Origin of the sequence: Streptomyces sp. CT34 (assembly GCF_000805335.1) — a bacterium.
Classification (GTDB): Bacteria; Actinomycetota; Actinomycetes; order Streptomycetales; family Streptomycetaceae; genus Streptomyces.
Map to the genome: position 1 here is coordinate 2,284,676 of NZ_KN708638.1, position 16,207 is coordinate 2,300,882.

The 16,207-nt window shown below is 65.5% G+C and carries 15 protein-coding genes and 1 pseudogene; 9 read left to right on the forward strand and 7 right to left on the reverse strand.

Translation table 11 applies throughout. The features are described 5' to 3' along the window. Positions 1-29: 29 nt before the first annotated feature. Positions 30-404 carry a GntR family transcriptional regulator gene (locus tag RZ84_RS10165; RefSeq protein WP_043264050.1) on the reverse strand — a complete coding sequence of 125 codons (375 nt, stop codon included), beginning with the start codon at positions 402-404 and terminating at the stop codon, positions 30-32. After that, a complete protein-coding gene (locus RZ84_RS10170) occupies positions 401-1,180 on the reverse strand; it encodes a hypothetical protein (RefSeq protein WP_043264051.1) in 780 nt (259 codons plus the stop codon). Before RZ84_RS10170 ends, RZ84_RS10165 begins: the two co-directional genes overlap by 4 nt. Positions 1,181-1,741: 561 nt before the next feature. On the opposite strand from RZ84_RS10170, the gene RZ84_RS10175 reads away from it, so the two are divergent. Continuing rightward, entirely contained in the window at positions 1,742-3,568 is a 1,827-nt protein-coding gene (locus tag RZ84_RS10175) for a hypothetical protein (protein ID WP_043264052.1), read from the forward strand. A 1-nt stretch (position 3,569) separates the two neighbouring features. Continuing rightward, the gene (locus RZ84_RS36375; protein ID WP_277816868.1) at positions 3,570-4,718 is read left to right on the forward strand and encodes a serine/threonine-protein kinase; all 1,149 of its coding nucleotides are present in this window, start codon (positions 3,570-3,572) and stop codon (positions 4,716-4,718) included. 17 nt (positions 4,719-4,735) lie between these two features. Here RZ84_RS36375 and RZ84_RS10185 read toward each other — a convergent pair whose 3' ends face one another. Further along, entirely contained in the window at positions 4,736-5,269 is a 534-nt protein-coding gene (locus RZ84_RS10185; protein WP_043264054.1) for an NUDIX domain-containing protein, read from the reverse strand. Between the two features lies 1 nt (position 5,270). Continuing rightward, on the reverse strand, positions 5,271-6,626 hold the full coding sequence (locus RZ84_RS10190; protein WP_043264055.1) for a hypothetical protein: 1,356 nt from the start codon (positions 6,624-6,626) through the stop codon (positions 5,271-5,273). Between the two features lie 224 nt (positions 6,627-6,850). Between RZ84_RS10190 and RZ84_RS10195 the strand changes: the two are divergent. The 4 genes and pseudogenes from RZ84_RS10195 (at position 6,851) to RZ84_RS10210 (ending at position 9,876) form a co-directional block, all read left to right on the forward strand. Beyond that, positions 6,851-7,601, forward strand: a pseudogene (locus RZ84_RS10195) (hypothetical protein). Between the two features lie 74 nt (positions 7,602-7,675). Then, positions 7,676-8,587 (forward strand): phosphotransferase family protein, encoded by a 912-nt coding sequence (locus tag RZ84_RS10200; protein WP_043264056.1) that lies wholly within the window; start codon positions 7,676-7,678, stop codon positions 8,585-8,587. Next, entirely contained in the window at positions 8,588-9,280 is a 693-nt protein-coding gene (locus RZ84_RS10205; RefSeq protein WP_043264057.1) for a class I SAM-dependent methyltransferase, read from the forward strand. It abuts the gene before it with no gap. 29 nt (positions 9,281-9,309) lie between these two features. After that, complete coding sequence (locus RZ84_RS10210; RefSeq protein ID WP_052229858.1) at positions 9,310-9,876, forward strand: HAD domain-containing protein; 567 nt, start codon at positions 9,310-9,312, stop codon at positions 9,874-9,876. 385 nt (positions 9,877-10,261) lie between these two features. Here RZ84_RS10210 and RZ84_RS10215 read toward each other — a convergent pair whose 3' ends face one another. Both RZ84_RS10215 and RZ84_RS36380 read right to left on the reverse strand, forming a co-directional pair. Further along, a complete protein-coding gene (locus RZ84_RS10215) occupies positions 10,262-11,395 on the reverse strand; it encodes a DUF3631 domain-containing protein (protein ID WP_241778032.1) in 1,134 nt (377 codons plus the stop codon). A 324-nt stretch (positions 11,396-11,719) separates the two neighbouring features. Then, positions 11,720-11,941, reverse strand: a complete 222-nt coding sequence (locus RZ84_RS36380; protein ID WP_078893664.1) for a helix-turn-helix transcriptional regulator — start codon at positions 11,939-11,941, stop codon at positions 11,720-11,722. Between the two features lie 458 nt (positions 11,942-12,399). Here RZ84_RS36380 and RZ84_RS10225 point away from each other — a divergent pair, with 458 nt between their 5' ends. Continuing rightward, positions 12,400-12,678, forward strand: a complete 279-nt coding sequence (locus RZ84_RS10225) for a helix-turn-helix domain-containing protein (protein ID WP_043264059.1) — start codon at positions 12,400-12,402, stop codon at positions 12,676-12,678. Continuing rightward, the gene (locus tag RZ84_RS10230; RefSeq protein WP_043264060.1) at positions 12,671-13,948 is read left to right on the forward strand and encodes a tyrosine-type recombinase/integrase; all 1,278 of its coding nucleotides are present in this window, start codon (positions 12,671-12,673) and stop codon (positions 13,946-13,948) included. Before RZ84_RS10225 ends, RZ84_RS10230 begins: the two co-directional genes overlap by 8 nt. An 88-nt stretch (positions 13,949-14,036) precedes the next feature. Here the strand turns inward: RZ84_RS10230 and RZ84_RS40880 are convergent, their stop codons facing one another. Further along, positions 14,037-14,837, reverse strand: a complete 801-nt coding sequence (locus RZ84_RS40880; RefSeq protein WP_241777643.1) for an HNH endonuclease — start codon at positions 14,835-14,837, stop codon at positions 14,037-14,039. A 517-nt stretch (positions 14,838-15,354) separates the two neighbouring features. Between RZ84_RS40880 and RZ84_RS38845 the strand changes: the two genes are divergently transcribed. Next, on the forward strand, positions 15,355-16,146 hold the full coding sequence (locus tag RZ84_RS38845; RefSeq protein ID WP_157878794.1) for a hypothetical protein: 792 nt from the start codon (positions 15,355-15,357) through the stop codon (positions 16,144-16,146). Positions 16,147-16,207 lie beyond the last annotated feature (61 nt).

Sequence of the window (16,207 nt, forward strand, 5' to 3'; positions counted from 1 at the left end):
CCCCACCCGTTGACTGTCTGCGCGGCCTCTCAGTCCAGAGCCTTGCGGACGGCGGTCAGGATGGCTTGGGTGTCGGCGCCGAGAGCGCGAGCCGCTGATGTGAAGTTCCGTGCCAGCATGGCGAGTTGCTCTGCGTTGGGGTGCATTCGTTCGGACGGGAGTGCCGCGACCCGAGTGCCTGCGCCACGGCGGGTGCGGATCAGCTCGGCGGCCTCCAGTTCGCGGTAGGCGCGAGCCACGGTGCCTGGTGCCAGGCCCAGGTCGGCAGCGAGCTGACGCACGGTGGGCAGGCGTTCGTCCTCGGTCAGTTGGCCGGTGACGATCAGGGCTGCGAGTTGGGTGCGGATCTGCTCGTACGGCGGAACCGGGCTGGCTGTGTCGACGCGGACGGAAGGGCCGGTCATCGTCGGACTGCTCGGGGCGCCACCAGAGTGAACAGGGACCATGCCAGGGTGACCAGGGCCAGCAGGCCCGTGGGGTAGATCACCAGGGCCGTGACGGTGCCCAGTGTTCCCTCGCAGCTCGTGTTCGTTAGGAAGCTGGCAATCATCAACAGGACGGCCAGCAGCTGGCCCGAGGCCAGCATCCCCCAGCCTGCGGTGATGGCCCGTGAGCGGTTGCGGCGCTGCTGGTCGTCGCCCGGGCGGTGGGCGATGCGGCGCAGGGCCCAGGCGCAGGCGGTGGTTCCGATGGCGAGAGAGACAAGGATCTGGTTGCCGTAAAACATGCCGGGCCAAAGGCTGACAGGTGCTTTGGGTACACCGTCGCAAGCAGCGTTGTGAGTGGCGACAGCGACAGCCCGGTGTATGGCGTCGGGGGAGGCTTTCGCAGCCCCGATCCCCACCAGCAAGACGAGGAGTACCGCCTCAAGGAGGAGCAGGACGGTGATGCGGGGTGGCACGAGGTCTTTGACCCGGCGCGGGGTGAGGCCGGCCGTGCGTACCGCTTCCTGGGGACGAGGGGTGAGGGCGTCGCCGAGCAGGACGCCGCCCACCGCGCACAGACCGAAAGCCATGACGGCGCTTACCAAGGGCACGTCGAAGCCGTAATCGTTGCCGAATCTGCTGATGTCCGTGGTGGCCCACAGTGGTGCGGCTATGGCGCCCACGGCCAGACCGGCCCAGCGGGCGTAGCGGTCGGCGAGGTGACGGGGGGCGGGCGGGGATACGGTGTCGGGCATACGGGGACCTCAGCGAGTGGTGATGGCCGGGTGGCTTGTGCTCAGTGGTAGCGGGCGCTGCTGCGCAAGCCGCTTTGTAGCAAGCAGTAAGCACAAGATGCCGCCATCAGAGGCTTGTGTCAACTGCTCGATACAAGCTGAGGTGAGCGGCCATGGTCAGCACCTTCGCAACACGCTTGGACCGAACCGGCCAGACAGATGAGACGGAAGCCGAGTCATACCCAGTAAGGCGTGGATCCCGTTCTGGCCGTTACCCAGCGCGCGTCCCCAACATGCCACGTGTGCAACAGCAGTCAGACACCTGTCACCGGGACACACGCCCTCGACGCCGACCATGACTGGGCGCCTATCTGCGCGACCTCTAAGCCATCCTTGAGATCGTTCTCCGCGTCGTCCCGACCGAAGAACAACTGGCTTACCGGACCTGCACCCTCCCCCACGATCCCCCCTGAACGCTCACTAGCCATCTTGGCCCAGAGTAAGGCTCTCCGGGCCGCGCTGTCCGGATAATAGGAGCGGTCTGAGTAGACGGAGTGGCACGCAGGCACTTCAGGGGGATTCATGCATGAACCAGCTCACCTGGACGGGCAGTTGGGGGAGCTCAGCGACACGGTGAGGAAGCTGGAGGACGAGGTCGCGAGACTTCGCACAGCTCAAGATCGCCACAGTGAAAACCTTGAGCACGGGCTCACGGGCATGCAGGCAGCCATCGGTCAACTGACCGGGAAGGTGGCCAATTTTTCGGCCAACCTGTCGCAGACACAAGCTGCGGTGAAGGCAGTGAGGACGACCACCGAGGACACCCACCGTGTTCTCAACTCCTTCGTGGAGCGTTACGGCAGGGATCAGATTGTGGCCAACGCTCAGGCAGAGTTGTCGCGGCTCACCACGGAATGGGGAGCAAGGTTCGCCGAGCGGCGGCGGATCCGCGCCCTAGCCCGGGGGCTGGCACATGCACTGACCGAAGACGCCGTGGCACGAGGAGTTGTGGACACCAGCACGATCGAAGCGTGCAGCCAGGAGCAGCTGCTCTTGGAGCCCACTTTCTGGCTCGCCCCCGCTGTCGTGGCGGTCGCCGCTGGGTACAGCCGCGACACTGAACGCACCACCCGAGCCCGCGGGCACGCCCTGACCCTCGACCAGGCCAAGGCGACGCTCTTTTTTGCGCTGACCTGTTCGCGCCAGAAACGGCAGAGTGAGGCAGCCCGCTGGATGGACCGCTATCTGACCGGGCTCGACCCCTCAGACTTGGGCCAAGAGTTCAGCGTCGTCCTCGATGCAGTCGCCGGCGCCGAGCTGGGAATCGAGGCGCTGACCTACGCCCGTCAGGCAATGACCCGGTGGGACCGAGAGGGAAGCGCCCGGCCCTTCAGTCTCTCCCCCTCGGACAGTGCCTTGGCGGACCTGACCCGCTGGCAGCCCTGGATGCTGGACCAGGGCGCGGACAGCTCCGGGCAATTCGACGCCCTACGGAAACTGTGTGGGACGCAGTGGGCAGAGGCAGAAGAGGGGTGGCATACGGCAACAGCGGTTAAGGGCACCCTCGACTATCTGCGCGCGCAGTACTCCGACAGCCCGCCGACCACAAACGGGAGTCATGGCACGGATATCGCTCTCAACCACCTCATAAGCCAGCTCGACCCCGATGAGAGCCGGATGCATGAGCAGATGGAGCGATTGCGCGCAATCATCGAGCACGGAGGTGACACCGAGGCGGCCGCTGCAGATTTCAAAGCAGCCAAGGAGCCAGAGACGATCGACTTCCAGGCCCTCCTCGAACGAGCCGTCTTCGAACCCGGAACAGTACGCCTCGGCTACCCCGCCAGACTCCTGGCCTTGCACAGTGCCATGCCGAGCCTTCGTCCGGCAGTCACCGCCATGAAAGAACAGTCCGAGTCACTGTTTCCCGAGCACCTCACCCTCACTGTGGACGGTTGGTCCTGCCAGGTGCCAACGGCGCCAACGGCGCCTGATTCCAGGCAACAAGCGGTCAACGACCTCCGAAAGCATCTGGAGCGACGGACCATCGCGGTCATCGGCTCTGTCGCACCAATGTGGCCACGGGTTCTCACGTGCTTCACCATGGCCGCAGCCTGTGCCGTGCTGGCGGTCTTCCTTCACGGAGCGGCAGGCAGCCTCACCAAGGTTCTCACCGTCCTACTGCTCACCTATGCAGTGTGGGGAGTGGCTCACGTGCCATTCCGCCAGCACCAACTGAGAGAGGATGGAACCCGCCGACGGGCCGAGAGTACGGCGGAGTTGAAAAAGGCACTTGGGCAGCACACTCGGCTCTTCCAGCAGTGGCGGGCCGGTCTCACTGCAGCTACCCACTGGAACGATTGGTCTCCAGCAGCTGGAGACCAGCTGAACTCACAGCCGGAAGAGTGACGTGGACAGGAAACGCATCGCAAACCGGTATCGACTTGAACACCGCCTTGGGAGTGGCGGTATGGGCGACGTCTGGCTAGCCCACGACAGCCAGCTGGACCGCCCAGTAGCCATCAAATTTCTTGCTCTGGACCGGCTACGCCGCCATGCCAGCAACCAGGTCAACCTCACCGAGCAGATGACCCGGAAGTTCCTGCAGGAAGCACGCGCGATGGCTCGGGTCAGCAGCCCCTATGTGGTCACCGTGCACGACCAGGGTGAAGAAGATGACAGGTTTCATCTGGTCATGGAACTCGTCGACGGGCGCCCCTTGACCAGTTACATGGGTGCGGGAAACGCCTTAACGCTGGAGCAGACGGCGCGCTGGAGTGCCCAGGCGTGCGAGGGATTGGCGGACGCGCACGAGGCCGAAGTCGTCCACAGAGACATCAAACCGGACAACATCATGATCACTGAGCGGGGTGACGTGAAACTCGTAGACTTCGGGCTTGCCCGGCTCCTCGACGTGACTGTCACCCATGGTGTGGGACTCACATGGCTGTACGCCTCACCTGAGCGCTGTCTGGGCCGACCAGGTGACCACCTCAGCGACTTGTACTCCCTAGGTTGCGTTCTGTACGAGATGTTGACCGGCCGCCCGCCCTTTGGAAGCAGCGAAACCGCTCCATACGTCATCGCCGATATGCACGTACGCAACACACCATCGGCCCCTCAAGATGTTCGCCCTGGAATTCCCGAAGAACTAAACGATCTGACATTGCGGCTACTTGCCAAAGAACCCGACCAAAGACCCCCGGATGCGCTAACTGTTGCCCGCCTTATCCATCAGGTTGAATACATCCCCGAGACGCATGACGGCGCACTGGTTCTCTCCGGCACTCCTCACGTAAACCCGGACTACGTGGATCGAATTCGGAGGCTGGAACGACATATCAGGAAACTCCAGATGTCCAACGGTTATACCGATCCGGCCGTTGTAGATTCCCGGATGAATCTTGCAGAGCTAACAGGCGAGTCGGGTGATGCACGCGGAGCAGTAGCCCTCTACGAAGAGCTCGGCGACGACTGCCGCGATGACTTCGGACCGTACGACACTCGCACACTGAACGCCTATGAAGCGATGGCTCGCTGGATCGCTTCCTCCGTCTGACGACAGCTTCGCGCCTGCTATTCCCAACCGTCAAGGGAAACTTCCGGACCTCCCCGCAAATATCGGTGAAGGGCGCTGGCTGTGGTGTCGACGAAGTTCTCGGGAATGGCATCGGTGTCGACCCAGCAGACCTGGGCGTGCTTGCGTGGTTCGCGGTTTTCGGGTTCGCCGGTCCACTCGTGAGTGGCGAAGACGACGGTGAGGAAGCCGTTGGGAGCTTCCACGCCCCAAGCACCGTGGATGACATGGGCTATTTTCAAAGACTCGGCCTTCACGATCAGGCCGGTCTCTTCGTACAGCTCACGCATGGCGGTTTCGGTGATTGGCTCACCGGGCTCGCTCTTCCCGACGGGGAGGTCCCACATGCCCTGGGCGAATTTTGCACTCCGGCTGCGCTGGAGGAGGACGACGCGATTGGTGGCCTTGTCGTGGACGATGACGGCGGCTACCAGCAGGGTCATGGATTCGAGCGCGGGCTTGAGGGCTTTGGGCTGGTCGTCGGTTGTCGGCTGAGCCACGGTGGTCCCTTCGTCGGCCGGGTTGGTGGGCATGTTAGGCGAGCGCCTCGCATGCGCGGCGGGCGAGTTCGGCGGCTCCGGGTACTTTGCGCCGCTGGTAGATGGCAAGGGTCGATCTCAGTGAAGTGATGGCCTTGCGGGTGCGGTCCGAGGTCATGCCCTCCATGAGGGTCAGAGCCTGGGACCAAGCGGCGACCGCCTCGTCGGCGCGAGCCTGGGCGGCGAGGCTGTCGCCGAGGTCGGCGTAGGTGAGGGCGTGGACGCGCTTGTACCTTTCGGGGTCCCAGCGGACGAGGGCGTCGCGGTGCTGCTGTTCGGTGCCGATGTGGTCGGCGAGATCAGTCAGAGTGCGGGCGGTATGGCTTGCGACCGTGCCGGCGGCCGGGCCGCTGACGCGGGAGAAGCTGGGCTGGGGGCGGTCATCGCGGAGCAGGGCGTCTTCGGCGGCCAGTAGGGCTCGGGCTGCGGAATTTTTCTCGCCGACAGCGGCGTAGGCGCGGGCGTGGGTGATGTGGAGGAGCGCTTCGGTCTGGCCGTCGACGTGGCCGAGACCGCGGGCGAGAGCACCTTCGACGAGGTCGACACAGTGGTGGGGCTGTTTGAGGCTGAGGGCCTGGTGGGCGAGGGCGCGCATCATCCAGGCGGCGTGACCGTGGGGGTCGGCTTCGCAGGCGAGTTGGTAGCCGACCTGGTAGTAGCGCTGGGCGGCGCCTTCCTGGCCGAGGTCGTGGTGCTTCCAGCCTGCCAGGTAGGCGAGTTCGGCGACCGCGCTGAAGGCAGCGCGGCGTAAGGCTTCGCTGGGGAAGCGTCCGCGGAGCATGGGTGCGGCGGTGTCGGCGAGGTAGGCGGTGACAGTGGTCAGTCCGTGACCGCCACCGAGGCGTTCGTCGGCTGCGCTGAAGGCTGCGGTGATCTGGCGTACGACGTCCACGTCCTCCACGCCGGCAATGGCCTTGCCTGTACGGGTGCGGAGCATACGAGCGGTGGCCTCGTGGTCGTATGCGAGCGGCATGGCGACGCCGGCGGTGGTGAAGGCAGCCACAGCGAGGAAGCGGCGGCGTTCGACGTCGGCGCGGCCCAGGTCGGTGGCGGCGAGAACAGGGTCCGGCTCGTCCGTCGCCTCTGTCACAGGCGCCCGCAGGCCGATTTCGGTCTGGGTGATGGTGCGGCCCGCTCGGCGGGAGAGTGCCTCGGCGAGGTACTGGCCGGTACGGCCGGTGGGCTGGCGGGTGCCATTCACCCAGTGGGAGACGGCCGACTTGTTGGTCTGAAGGATCTCGCCGTTTTCCGCGGCGACGCGACGGACATCTTTCGCCAGCGCCTCATACGTGCACCTGGTCGCATCGATTGTCTCGCGCAGACGGGAGTTGGGTTCTCTCTGCGCTGCCAAGACCGCCTCCGCCCCGGGGCTGTAAACCGCGTATACCGCTCCGACTGCCTCTCACCGTACCCACTGCGCGTAACGACAGGTTCACTGAACATCAGCCGCCCGGAACGGCCCGACCGTAATCCAGGCTTCCCCCTTGGTCCGGGTGGCTTCCCGAAGTTCCGTACGCCTACACCGGGTTCGGGCATACCTATGCCTGATTCCGGCCGATCAGAGACGGAGACACGGTGACCACCATCGACATCACGGCCATTGCGGTCGAGCTGCCCGAAGCATTCGACGAGCGCTGGAGCCGCCTGCCTGGCATCCAGGTCGACGGCCGACGCATCACCATCGACCCGGCCGAGTACTTCTTCCGCTTCGAGTCGCACACCTGGCTCGTCGCCGACTGGGAGCTGGTCAAGTCCCAGCTCCTGGACATTCAGGAGACGACTGAGAGCGCGGTCGAGCAGCTTGCGCTGGACTTCATCAAGGCCCACAGCGAGTCCACCTCTGACGCAGCCCGGGTTCTGGCCACCGCGTACGAGGTGTACGCGTGCCTGTTCCGCGAGGAGCACCTCGCCGGCCTCGGCCTGCCGCAGATCACCGCTGAACATCTGCGGATGCTGCGTGAGGCGGCCACGCTGATGGCGCTGAACAAGGTCGAGCTGGACGGACACATCTCCAACGTCGGCCCCTGCTGGTTCTTCCCTGCCGCCACCTCGGTTGTCTTCGACCTGAACGACGAGTATGGGCGGGCTGCTCGACGAGGTCTACCACGGCGGCTGGTTCAACGAGCACCGCCGCATCGAGTCCATCAAGGCCCACGCCGCCCTCGGCGGACGGCTCGTGCACGGCTGCCAGTCCGTGCCGGACCAGTCCGGCGGCGTCGTGGCGCCCTACGGTGCCTCGATGGCCACCTTCCGCGACGACCTCGCGGCCTTCAAGGCCGGATGGATCGAGCAGATCTACGCCCACCGAGCGACCGATCCCGCATAACCCCATACGACCAGGCTCCGGGGCGGGCCGGCTCTCGCGCCCGCCCCGGACGCCTCCACAGCACTGGAGCTCCTATGGACGCGAACCTCAACGCCGCACTCCTGGACGACCTGCTCACCATCACCGGCCAGACACAGCCCGAACGGACCGAGGTCCGGGTGTGGTCGATGTCCGGCGTCGAGCGGCTCTCCTTCCCTGACGGCACCACGCGCATCTTCAAGTACGCTAAGAGGCCGTTCGACAGTGAGGACCAGGTCCTCCGACTGGCACACACGCTTGGTGTTCCTGTGCCCATCGTGCACGCCTCCGCGGTCATGGGCGACTGGCTCGGGATGCTGCTGGAAGACCTCGGCAGTCCCATCCGTGAAGCCGACGACCTCGACGGAGCCGCCGCAGCGGTGGTCCTTCACCGCACTCCGACCGCACCCGCCCTGCCCGTCCTCGGCGGGGAGGCTCTGCGGGCACTGCCGAACCGAGCCTTGGACCATCTAGACCGGCTTCGCAAGGAAGAGCGCTGGCAGGACACCGACGACATCGAGCACTCCCTCGACCAGCTTGCCCAGGCCGCCGAGGCCCGATCGGCCGGAGCCACACTCGCCCCGTTCGGCTGGGTGCACTCCGAGTTCCACCCCACCAGCCTCCACATCGGCCAGCGCGGCTGGCGGCTGCTCGACTTCGCCCGCGCCTTCACCGGCCCCGGCCTGCTCGACCTGGCCAGCTACCACGGCACCCTCGATGACCCCGACCCCGTACGCCTGCGCATCTTTCTGGAGGCATACGTCACCGAAGGCGGAACCCCCGAAGCCCTCGCCGAGCGCGGTGGGCTTCCGGCTGAACAATGGGCGCTGGGCTGGCACCGCATGTGGGCCGTCGAGTGGTTCATGGAGCAGTCCATCCGCTGGATCAACTGCCCCGTCCACGACCCCGCGTACATCAGGACCGTACGCCGTCACCTGACCGACGTCCTCCATCTCCTGGCGGTCTAGGTGCTCGCCCAGGCTTCTCCGTGGTACGCCCACGCGCTGCAACGCACCGCGGCCGAGCCTGCCGAGCCGCTGGCCGTGCCCGCGCGGGTGGAGTGGACCACACGGCGTGGCAACGGCCCCGGCGCTGAGATCCTCGGCCCCGACCTGCGCCGCAAGTGTGTGGTGGAACTCGGTTGCGGGCCTGGTCACAACGCCGCGTGTCTCGCCACCCGCCACGGTGCCCGTGTCACCGGCGTCGACCTCGTCGGCCTTCAGATTCGCCGAGCCCGCTCGCACTACGGACGACTGGACAACCTCACCTTCGTCGCCGGACACGCGCTTCACTACTTGCAGGCGTCCGACGAGCAGTTCGATGCGATCTACTCGGTCTTCGGCGCCATCGGCCTCTTCGCCCCCGAGCTCCTGCTGCCGGCCATCGCGCAGCGCCTCAAGCCCGGCTGCACCCTCGCCTTCTCCATTCCGCATCCCCAGCGCGGCGGAAGCAGCCCCTCCAGCGGCGACCGGCCTCGCCGCGACTTCGTCACCCTCCCCGACCGCACCCGGCTCCCGATCGCCCGCTGGGACTTCGACGCCGAACGCTGGGACAAGCACCTCATTCGGGCGGGCCTCTGGCCCACCTCGGCCCAGGAGTTCCACGACGCCCGCAACGGCCGTCGGCCCACCACCTTGCTGATCAGCGCGCGCAAACTCTGACCCCGCCCCGGCTCCCTACGGAGGAACCGATGCGCCTGCCCTACCTGCTCCTCGACATCGATGGCGTCTTCATACCCTTCCCCACCGCTGACGGGACCACCCCGCCGACTCACGCCCGCCACGACGTCGTCCCCGCTGGCCGTAGCGCCGACGACTCGGTCACGGTCTGGCTCAACCCTGCCCATGACCCCCTGCTCATGGACGTGATCCGGAGCGGCCTGGTCACCCCGGTCTGGTGCACCAGCTGGCGCCAGGACGCCACCACCCTGATCGGCCCGCTCCTCGGCCTCCCGCCCCTGCCGTACGTCGACCTGCCGCGTCCGCAGATCACCACCAGCCATCCCAACGGCTACCTGTGGAAACGCGACCACGTCGATGCCTGGCTCGCGGACGCGGCGGTCGCCTGGATCGACGACGACTTCACGGACCTCGACCAGGAATGGGCGGTGGAACGCGATGCCGGCGGCATCCCTACCTTGCTCGTCCAGCCGGATCCGTACATCGGGCTGCTGCCAGAGCACTTGGCCACGGTGCGGAAGTGGGCGATGGGGAAGCCGTTCCGCGATGCAGCGACCGCAGCCACGGCGAGATGCTGAGCAGTGCCCTCCTCGCTGCGATCCGCCCCGGGTCGCTGCCTCCACGTCCGGCGCCCCCTGGTGCCAGGCTTCCCCTCCCCTCCCGGGCGGGGCATGCGCTTCCGAAACTCCTCCGCGGCCACGGGCTGCGGAGGAGTTTCGGAAGCTACAGCTTGCTGCGTGGGTTGGGGGCGTGGCGGTCGCGTCGCTTTCCGTGCCGGGCGGCCTTGCACCCGTCCCACCCGTTGCATACCTGGTCAGGGCGCGGAGGGTCGCATCCGGTGGTACGAGTCGACTCGTATCGGCGCACGATCGGTCCGATACGCGGGACGGGTGGACTCGTCCCACGCAGAGAGTCGTCCCCGCGCTGACCTGCACGGGGACGAGTGGGACGAGTGAGGCCGGGTTACGGGGCAGTGCGCGCTGGTAGAGGGCAGTAGCGTATCCAGGCGTCGGTGAACTGGCTGCGCGAGAAGCCCTTGCGCTGACCGATGTCTCCGAAGCGGTGGTTGGCGGACCTTATCTGGTAGTCGGCCAGCAGGAGTTGCAGGCCGCGTGCGCTCAGCCCGCCGTTGCCGTACTCGGCCCAAGGCCCTTCCGTGTCGGCTCGCAGGGCGGCGAGCAGGCTCTCGGTTGGCAGCGCGTCGGGGTTGCCGTAGGAGGCGAAGACCTGCCGGATGTCCGTGAGGATACGGATCTTCAGCCCACCGTGGTCCTCCTCCTGGCCCTGCTCGTACGCGGTCATCGTCTGGCAGGCGGTACGGGCCCAAGCGGGCCAGGGGCCTCCCGCCAGATCGGCGACGACGATCAGCGGCTCCCAGGTATCAGCCGCGCGGTCCTCGACCGGCATGACCGGCTCGGAGTCAGCAGCTTCCTCCAGGTGCGGGCCCAGCCAGGCCGCCAGCCGCTGCCGCAAGGCGTTGAGGGCAGGGGTGTCGCGGCGTGAGCGGTAGGGCCGCACGCTCTCCCCCGGTGCACGGCGGCGCATGCGGATGACCACCGACCGGTCCATGATCGTGTCGGGCAGGTCACCGATACCAGCAAGGGCAGCCATCGCGAAGGTGCGGAATTTGGTGGGCTGGTGGTCATTTCCCGCGACCCGGGTGGTCGGCCGGTTGCGGTGGTGACCGGAGTTGAGCAGACCGCGCATCTCCTCGTTCTTCTCCGCCACCTTCGGGCTGCCGAAGATGGTGTCCGCCTCGTCCACCAGGAGAGTGGGCGGGTTGGCGGTGATGGAGCGGAAGATGGCCGCCGGAGTCGAGTTGACCGTGATGAACGGGTCGTGGACGGTCTCGTGCAGCACGTCCAGCAGCCTCGACTTGCCGCACCGCTTCGCCGGGCCCACCACCGCCAGTCGCGGGGCGTGCTGCCAGGCTGGCTGCAGGTGCGTTGCAGCCACCCACAAGGTGACCGCGTCCAGAGCCTGCCGGTGAGGCAGGACTACGAACGTCTCGATTGCTGACCGCAGTTCACCCAGCAGGTCAGCGCCCTCGGTCAGTGGGCCAACGAACGGGGTGACTGGACAGTCGGCGTTCTCCATTGACCGGTTCTCGGTCAGGGTGTCGTCGGTGTCCGAGACGCTCATTGCACTGCCCGGTGGGGTCGGCGAATCCCGGTCACCGGTGGGCCCTGTAGCGCGGTGGGCACCGACCTGACCGGGGATCGCGACCGGTGGCCACGTGGATTGGTGGGATGCGGCGGCGGGGTGCGCCGTCATAGGGTGGTTCAAGGACGTTCCTCACCCGGTGGTACGAAGCATGGAGGCATCGCACCACCGTCGTCATCGTTCAGGTACGGGCGGGTGGTTGGGGACTCTTCGGCCCTCGGCGTTGACGCGCCGGGGGCCTCTTCGTCGTCCGGAGGTTCAGGCGACCAGATCCAGGGACTGGGTCTGGAGCCATGCGTCGACCTCCGTCCACCGGTAGCGCAGATGCTTGCCGACCTTGTGGACCTTCGGGCCGGTGCTCCGGTACTTCCACTGGTACAGCGTCCGCACCGGGATGCCGAGGTAGTCGGAGATCTCCTGCGGACTCGCCAGCGCGCGACGGTCCTTGGCGGCATCCTGGCGAGACTCGGTGTGCTTCATTCGCGTTCCCTTCGTTGAATTGGGCGGGCGGCGTGGCCAACATAGCCACGCATCTTCCGCAACATCCAGCGCCATCTTGCAGAGAATTCACGGCCGTACCAAACGGCGTCCACACAGGACATCGAAAGCCGCGGAGCCGAACCGCCAATCAGGAGAGCGAGCCATATTCCACGTAGCCGAGAGCGACCAGGCCACTTCGTCATGTCAGCTTCGTTACACCCTGCTGGTGAGCTCCGCCTATCACCGGATCCTGCCTGAAGTGCCAGGCCATGGAGGTGTGACGAGTCACCGGAAGCCCCATTCGGGCACAGGGCGCGGGAACATAGCACAGAACCCGGCCGTCAATTCCGTAACCATCCAGACGCACAGCGACAGCACTCACGCGACGCGAAGGGCGCCTCCTTATACAGCGGAAATCCGGTTTCCCCAAACCCGGGAACACGAGCTACAACACCGCCATGTCGAAACGCCCCGTCGAAATCGGCCCCACCGGAATCCAAACCGCCGACAACATCGAAAGTCTCCGCCTCGCTCGCGGCGTCAGCCAACGCCAGCTCGCCGCCCTCGTCGCCGAGCTAGACCGCCCGCTGTCCCATACCGCGATCTCTCGAATCGAGCGGATCCGCCGACGCTGCGACGTCGACGACCTCGTCACCATCGCAGCGGCCTTTGGTATCTCTCCCATGACTCTGTTGGTGCCATCAGGTGCCGCCCAGGAAACGGGTCACCGTGGCTGAGCCTTACGACCGCTGGCACAAAAAGCGGCCGAAGCCGGGCGAGGAAAAGTGCAGGGCCCATGGCAAGGTGCCATCCCGCGAGCATGGGCGCGGAAAACGCTGGCTGGCACGCTGGCGTGACCCCGATGGGCAGCAGCAGAGCGAGAGTTTCGAACGGTATGAGGATGCCCGGCAGCACCTGACGCGGATGCTGGGGACTGTCGACGACGGTACGTACATAGCACCGAAGAAGGGCGACACGCTACTCAAGGCGGTGGCCAAGCAGTGGCTGGAGAACCAGACGTTCGACAACCCGCGCACGTACCACCAGTACGAGTCCCGTGTCCGCAACCACATGATCGAGCCACTGGGAGACCTCAAGCTGCGGCAGATCAAGCCCTCCACCATCCAGACCTGGATCAAGCGCCGGCTTCAGGTGCTCGACGAGACCACCGTCGGCCTGATCTTCACCCACCTCTCGTCGATCCTCGCCATGGCAGTGGACGACGACCTGATCCCGAAGAACCCGTGCGAGACCGGGTCGGTCAAGCGCGTGAAGCCCAGGCGGTCGAAGAAGTCAGCCAAGGACGTGCCGCTCTCCTGGGAGCAGACGGACGCTCTGCGCAAGCACCTGCCTGACCGGTATCAAGCCACGGTCGACTGCGGGCGTGGACTCGGGATGCGGCAGGGCGAAATATTCGGCTTCAGCCCGGACGACGTGGACTGGTCGGAGGACGACAAGACCGTCCACATATGCCGACAGATCACGCACCACCGCGGCACGCTCGTCTTCGCCCCTCCCAAGGGCGGCACCAAGAACGATACGAAAGACCGCTACGTCCCGCTCGACGAGGACTTAGCGACACTGCTGCGCGAGCACATGCGGGAGTTCCCTCCGGTTAAGGTCACGCTGCCGTGGCTGGAGAAAGACGGCGAACTAGTCACCGTGCGGCTCATGTTCACAACGCGCGAGCACAAGGCGCTCAACAAGAACTACTTCAACTACCTCTGGAAGGCGGCCCTTGAGGCAATTGGCGCTATCGAGGCTGTAAACGAGAAGCCGACCGGCAAACGCCGCAGGTGGGAGCCCTGCCGGGACAAGATGATGCACGCCCTCCGGCACCTCTTCGCCTCGGAGGCGATCAACGAGGGCGTGGACGTCTACACGCTCGCCGACCTGCTCGGCCACGAGGATCCGGCGTTCACGTTGCGCCGCTACGTGCATCGCGTCAAGGGCGCGGTGGAGAAAGCCCGCAAGGCGATCGGGCAGCGCTACCGGCTGGCAGCGTGAATCCGGCGATGCCGACTACGACGAGAGGCTGGTCTGAGCTGCTGCTCAGACCAGCCTCTCGTCGATAGCCCTGGAGATTATGTGCCGTCTACGGACTGTCCTCTGCGGGTTCCGGCGCTCCCGAAAGAGCGCGCCCTACGAACTCCCGGTAGCGCTCTACCTCCGCATAGAACTCGGAGTTGTCTACGTCCAGGATTTTGGACCTGCCAGGTAGCCCCGCAAGCTCACGTAGAGATGGCTCGAAGTCCGGATCCAGGCCCTTGTGACACGTACCGCAGAGCGTGACCAGGTTTTCCTCTGCTGTGGGCCCGTGCATCCGCCATGGGACGAGGTGGTGCACATGGATCTCTAGATCAGTGTGATCGGTAGCTCTGCGGCCACACACCACACAGCGGTAGTTGTCCCGCTTGAGTACCTGCATCCGGAGCTTCCGGGTAGGCGCACGGCGCTTCACGGCTTCGTCGGGTAGCTTCCCTGTTCCGACGAAACCGAACCCACCGACCTCAACTGCACCGTCGCGCATGCACTCTCGGGGCGCGATTGCCTCGGGGAGGCGGGACTCGGCCAAGCCCTTCTCAACAAGTGCGTTCCCGCCGATCCTTAGATACATGGCCAAGCTGGTGTCGTCATGGACCGATACCCAGCCCTGCCCCATTTCGGTCCATGCCCTTGCCATGCCCGCAGGATCTATCAAGCTGGCAGCACGTATCTCCCAGCCGGGATGCCGTTCAGACCAAGCCACCCAATGGGTCTGCGCCGACCAGAAGGGGCGCCCTCGTCGGTTGACCCCGAGCGTAAGCGCGAAGTAGTCACCGTCGGGTGCGTAGCGCTTCATCTGTTGCAGCGTCTGCGTCAGTCCGGTCTCGTCAGTGGACCACTTCTCACCCATGGGCTGACTGTCGCACAGGGCACTGACAAATGAGGTCGCTTCTGAATCATCCGTACAACCTGGGGAAGAGGCAGGAAGCCGAGTGCTAGGACCGAGCACATGCGCCGCTGCGAACAGCAGGTTGCAGCATTGGCGCTGCAGCACCACATCAATCCCCTCGGTGGCTTACCTTCCCTGCGGTGTGCACCCGATGTGCACCCGCCTTCCCACCGAGGGCCAGTCTGCGCAGGTCAGGACCGTTTCTCGCCTCTACTTCGACATCTAAGATCGCCGCAGGTCAGAGCGGTTTTCCGCTCCCCTGGGCCGTCTGTGGGCCGTCGGGCGTGCTCTTCCCTCGGAGGAAGGGCACGCCCGACGGCCCTTCTTCGCTGATGCGCAGTGGTGCCGCCCTGCCCGCATGCGTCCGGAGTGTTGACACCTCCTCGCTCGTTTCGCTGCATGCTCGCCCCCTCGCCTGCGAGAATCGCAGGACGCTGTCGGCCGCTTCGTGGGCGTACCCACTCCGGGGAGTTGGGAAGTGAAGGCACAAGCCATTCTCGCCGTCATCTCTTCATTGGCACTTGTCATCTCGCTGGCCACTCTCTGGCAAAGCCATTTGGCGAAATTCAAGACCGTGGCCGTCGCAGGCCCCCTGCAGCTCCGGATCTCACAGATCAAATCGTCCGATACCAGCTGGTACATACCTCAGGTTGATTGCCGAGTGACGATATCGAACACTGGAGCACGAGTGGGCAAGGTGCTTGGGATTCGAATGGTCGCTCGCTATCCGCTACTGCCGATCCCCGGTGCTCACGAAATATTCTCGGCCCATTCCGAAGTCGACTCTGTTCTCTACCGGAAGCACGGAGCCGACCGATTCACCTGGATCGACAAGGCCAGCCTGGGCGACGCTGCGCCGTTCGTGCTCCTGCCACGGTCCAGCACCAGTAAACACGTCGTGTTCGATACCCGCTGGGACGACCCGGTGATTCAGGACGAGATCGAGTTCACTCTCGAAATTCTCACCGATAGGGTGGCGAAGTGGATCGCAGTGGAGAAGTGGACACATTCGATCCGCGGCATCGAATGGTCCGAGCTCACCGAAGTCGGAACTGCGTTTACGGTGCATCCAGCAAGCGCAGGTTCTCGCAGACCTTTCACCACCGTGCCCTCCGACCTTCATGAATACACCAGAGGGAAGAAGGAGATTCCCGCCGGTGGATTCACGAGGCACGATTCCCGCCTGGTCACTTCGGCACGTTCCGCGAAAGCAAACGGGAAGCAGCAAAAAGAGGCTCCGGGCGCGACCAACGACCAACGAGAGCAGTAGCTGACGCGTGAAGCGCGGTGGCGGTACCTCCGAGCGAGGCATCGTCACCGCGCTTCGGTGT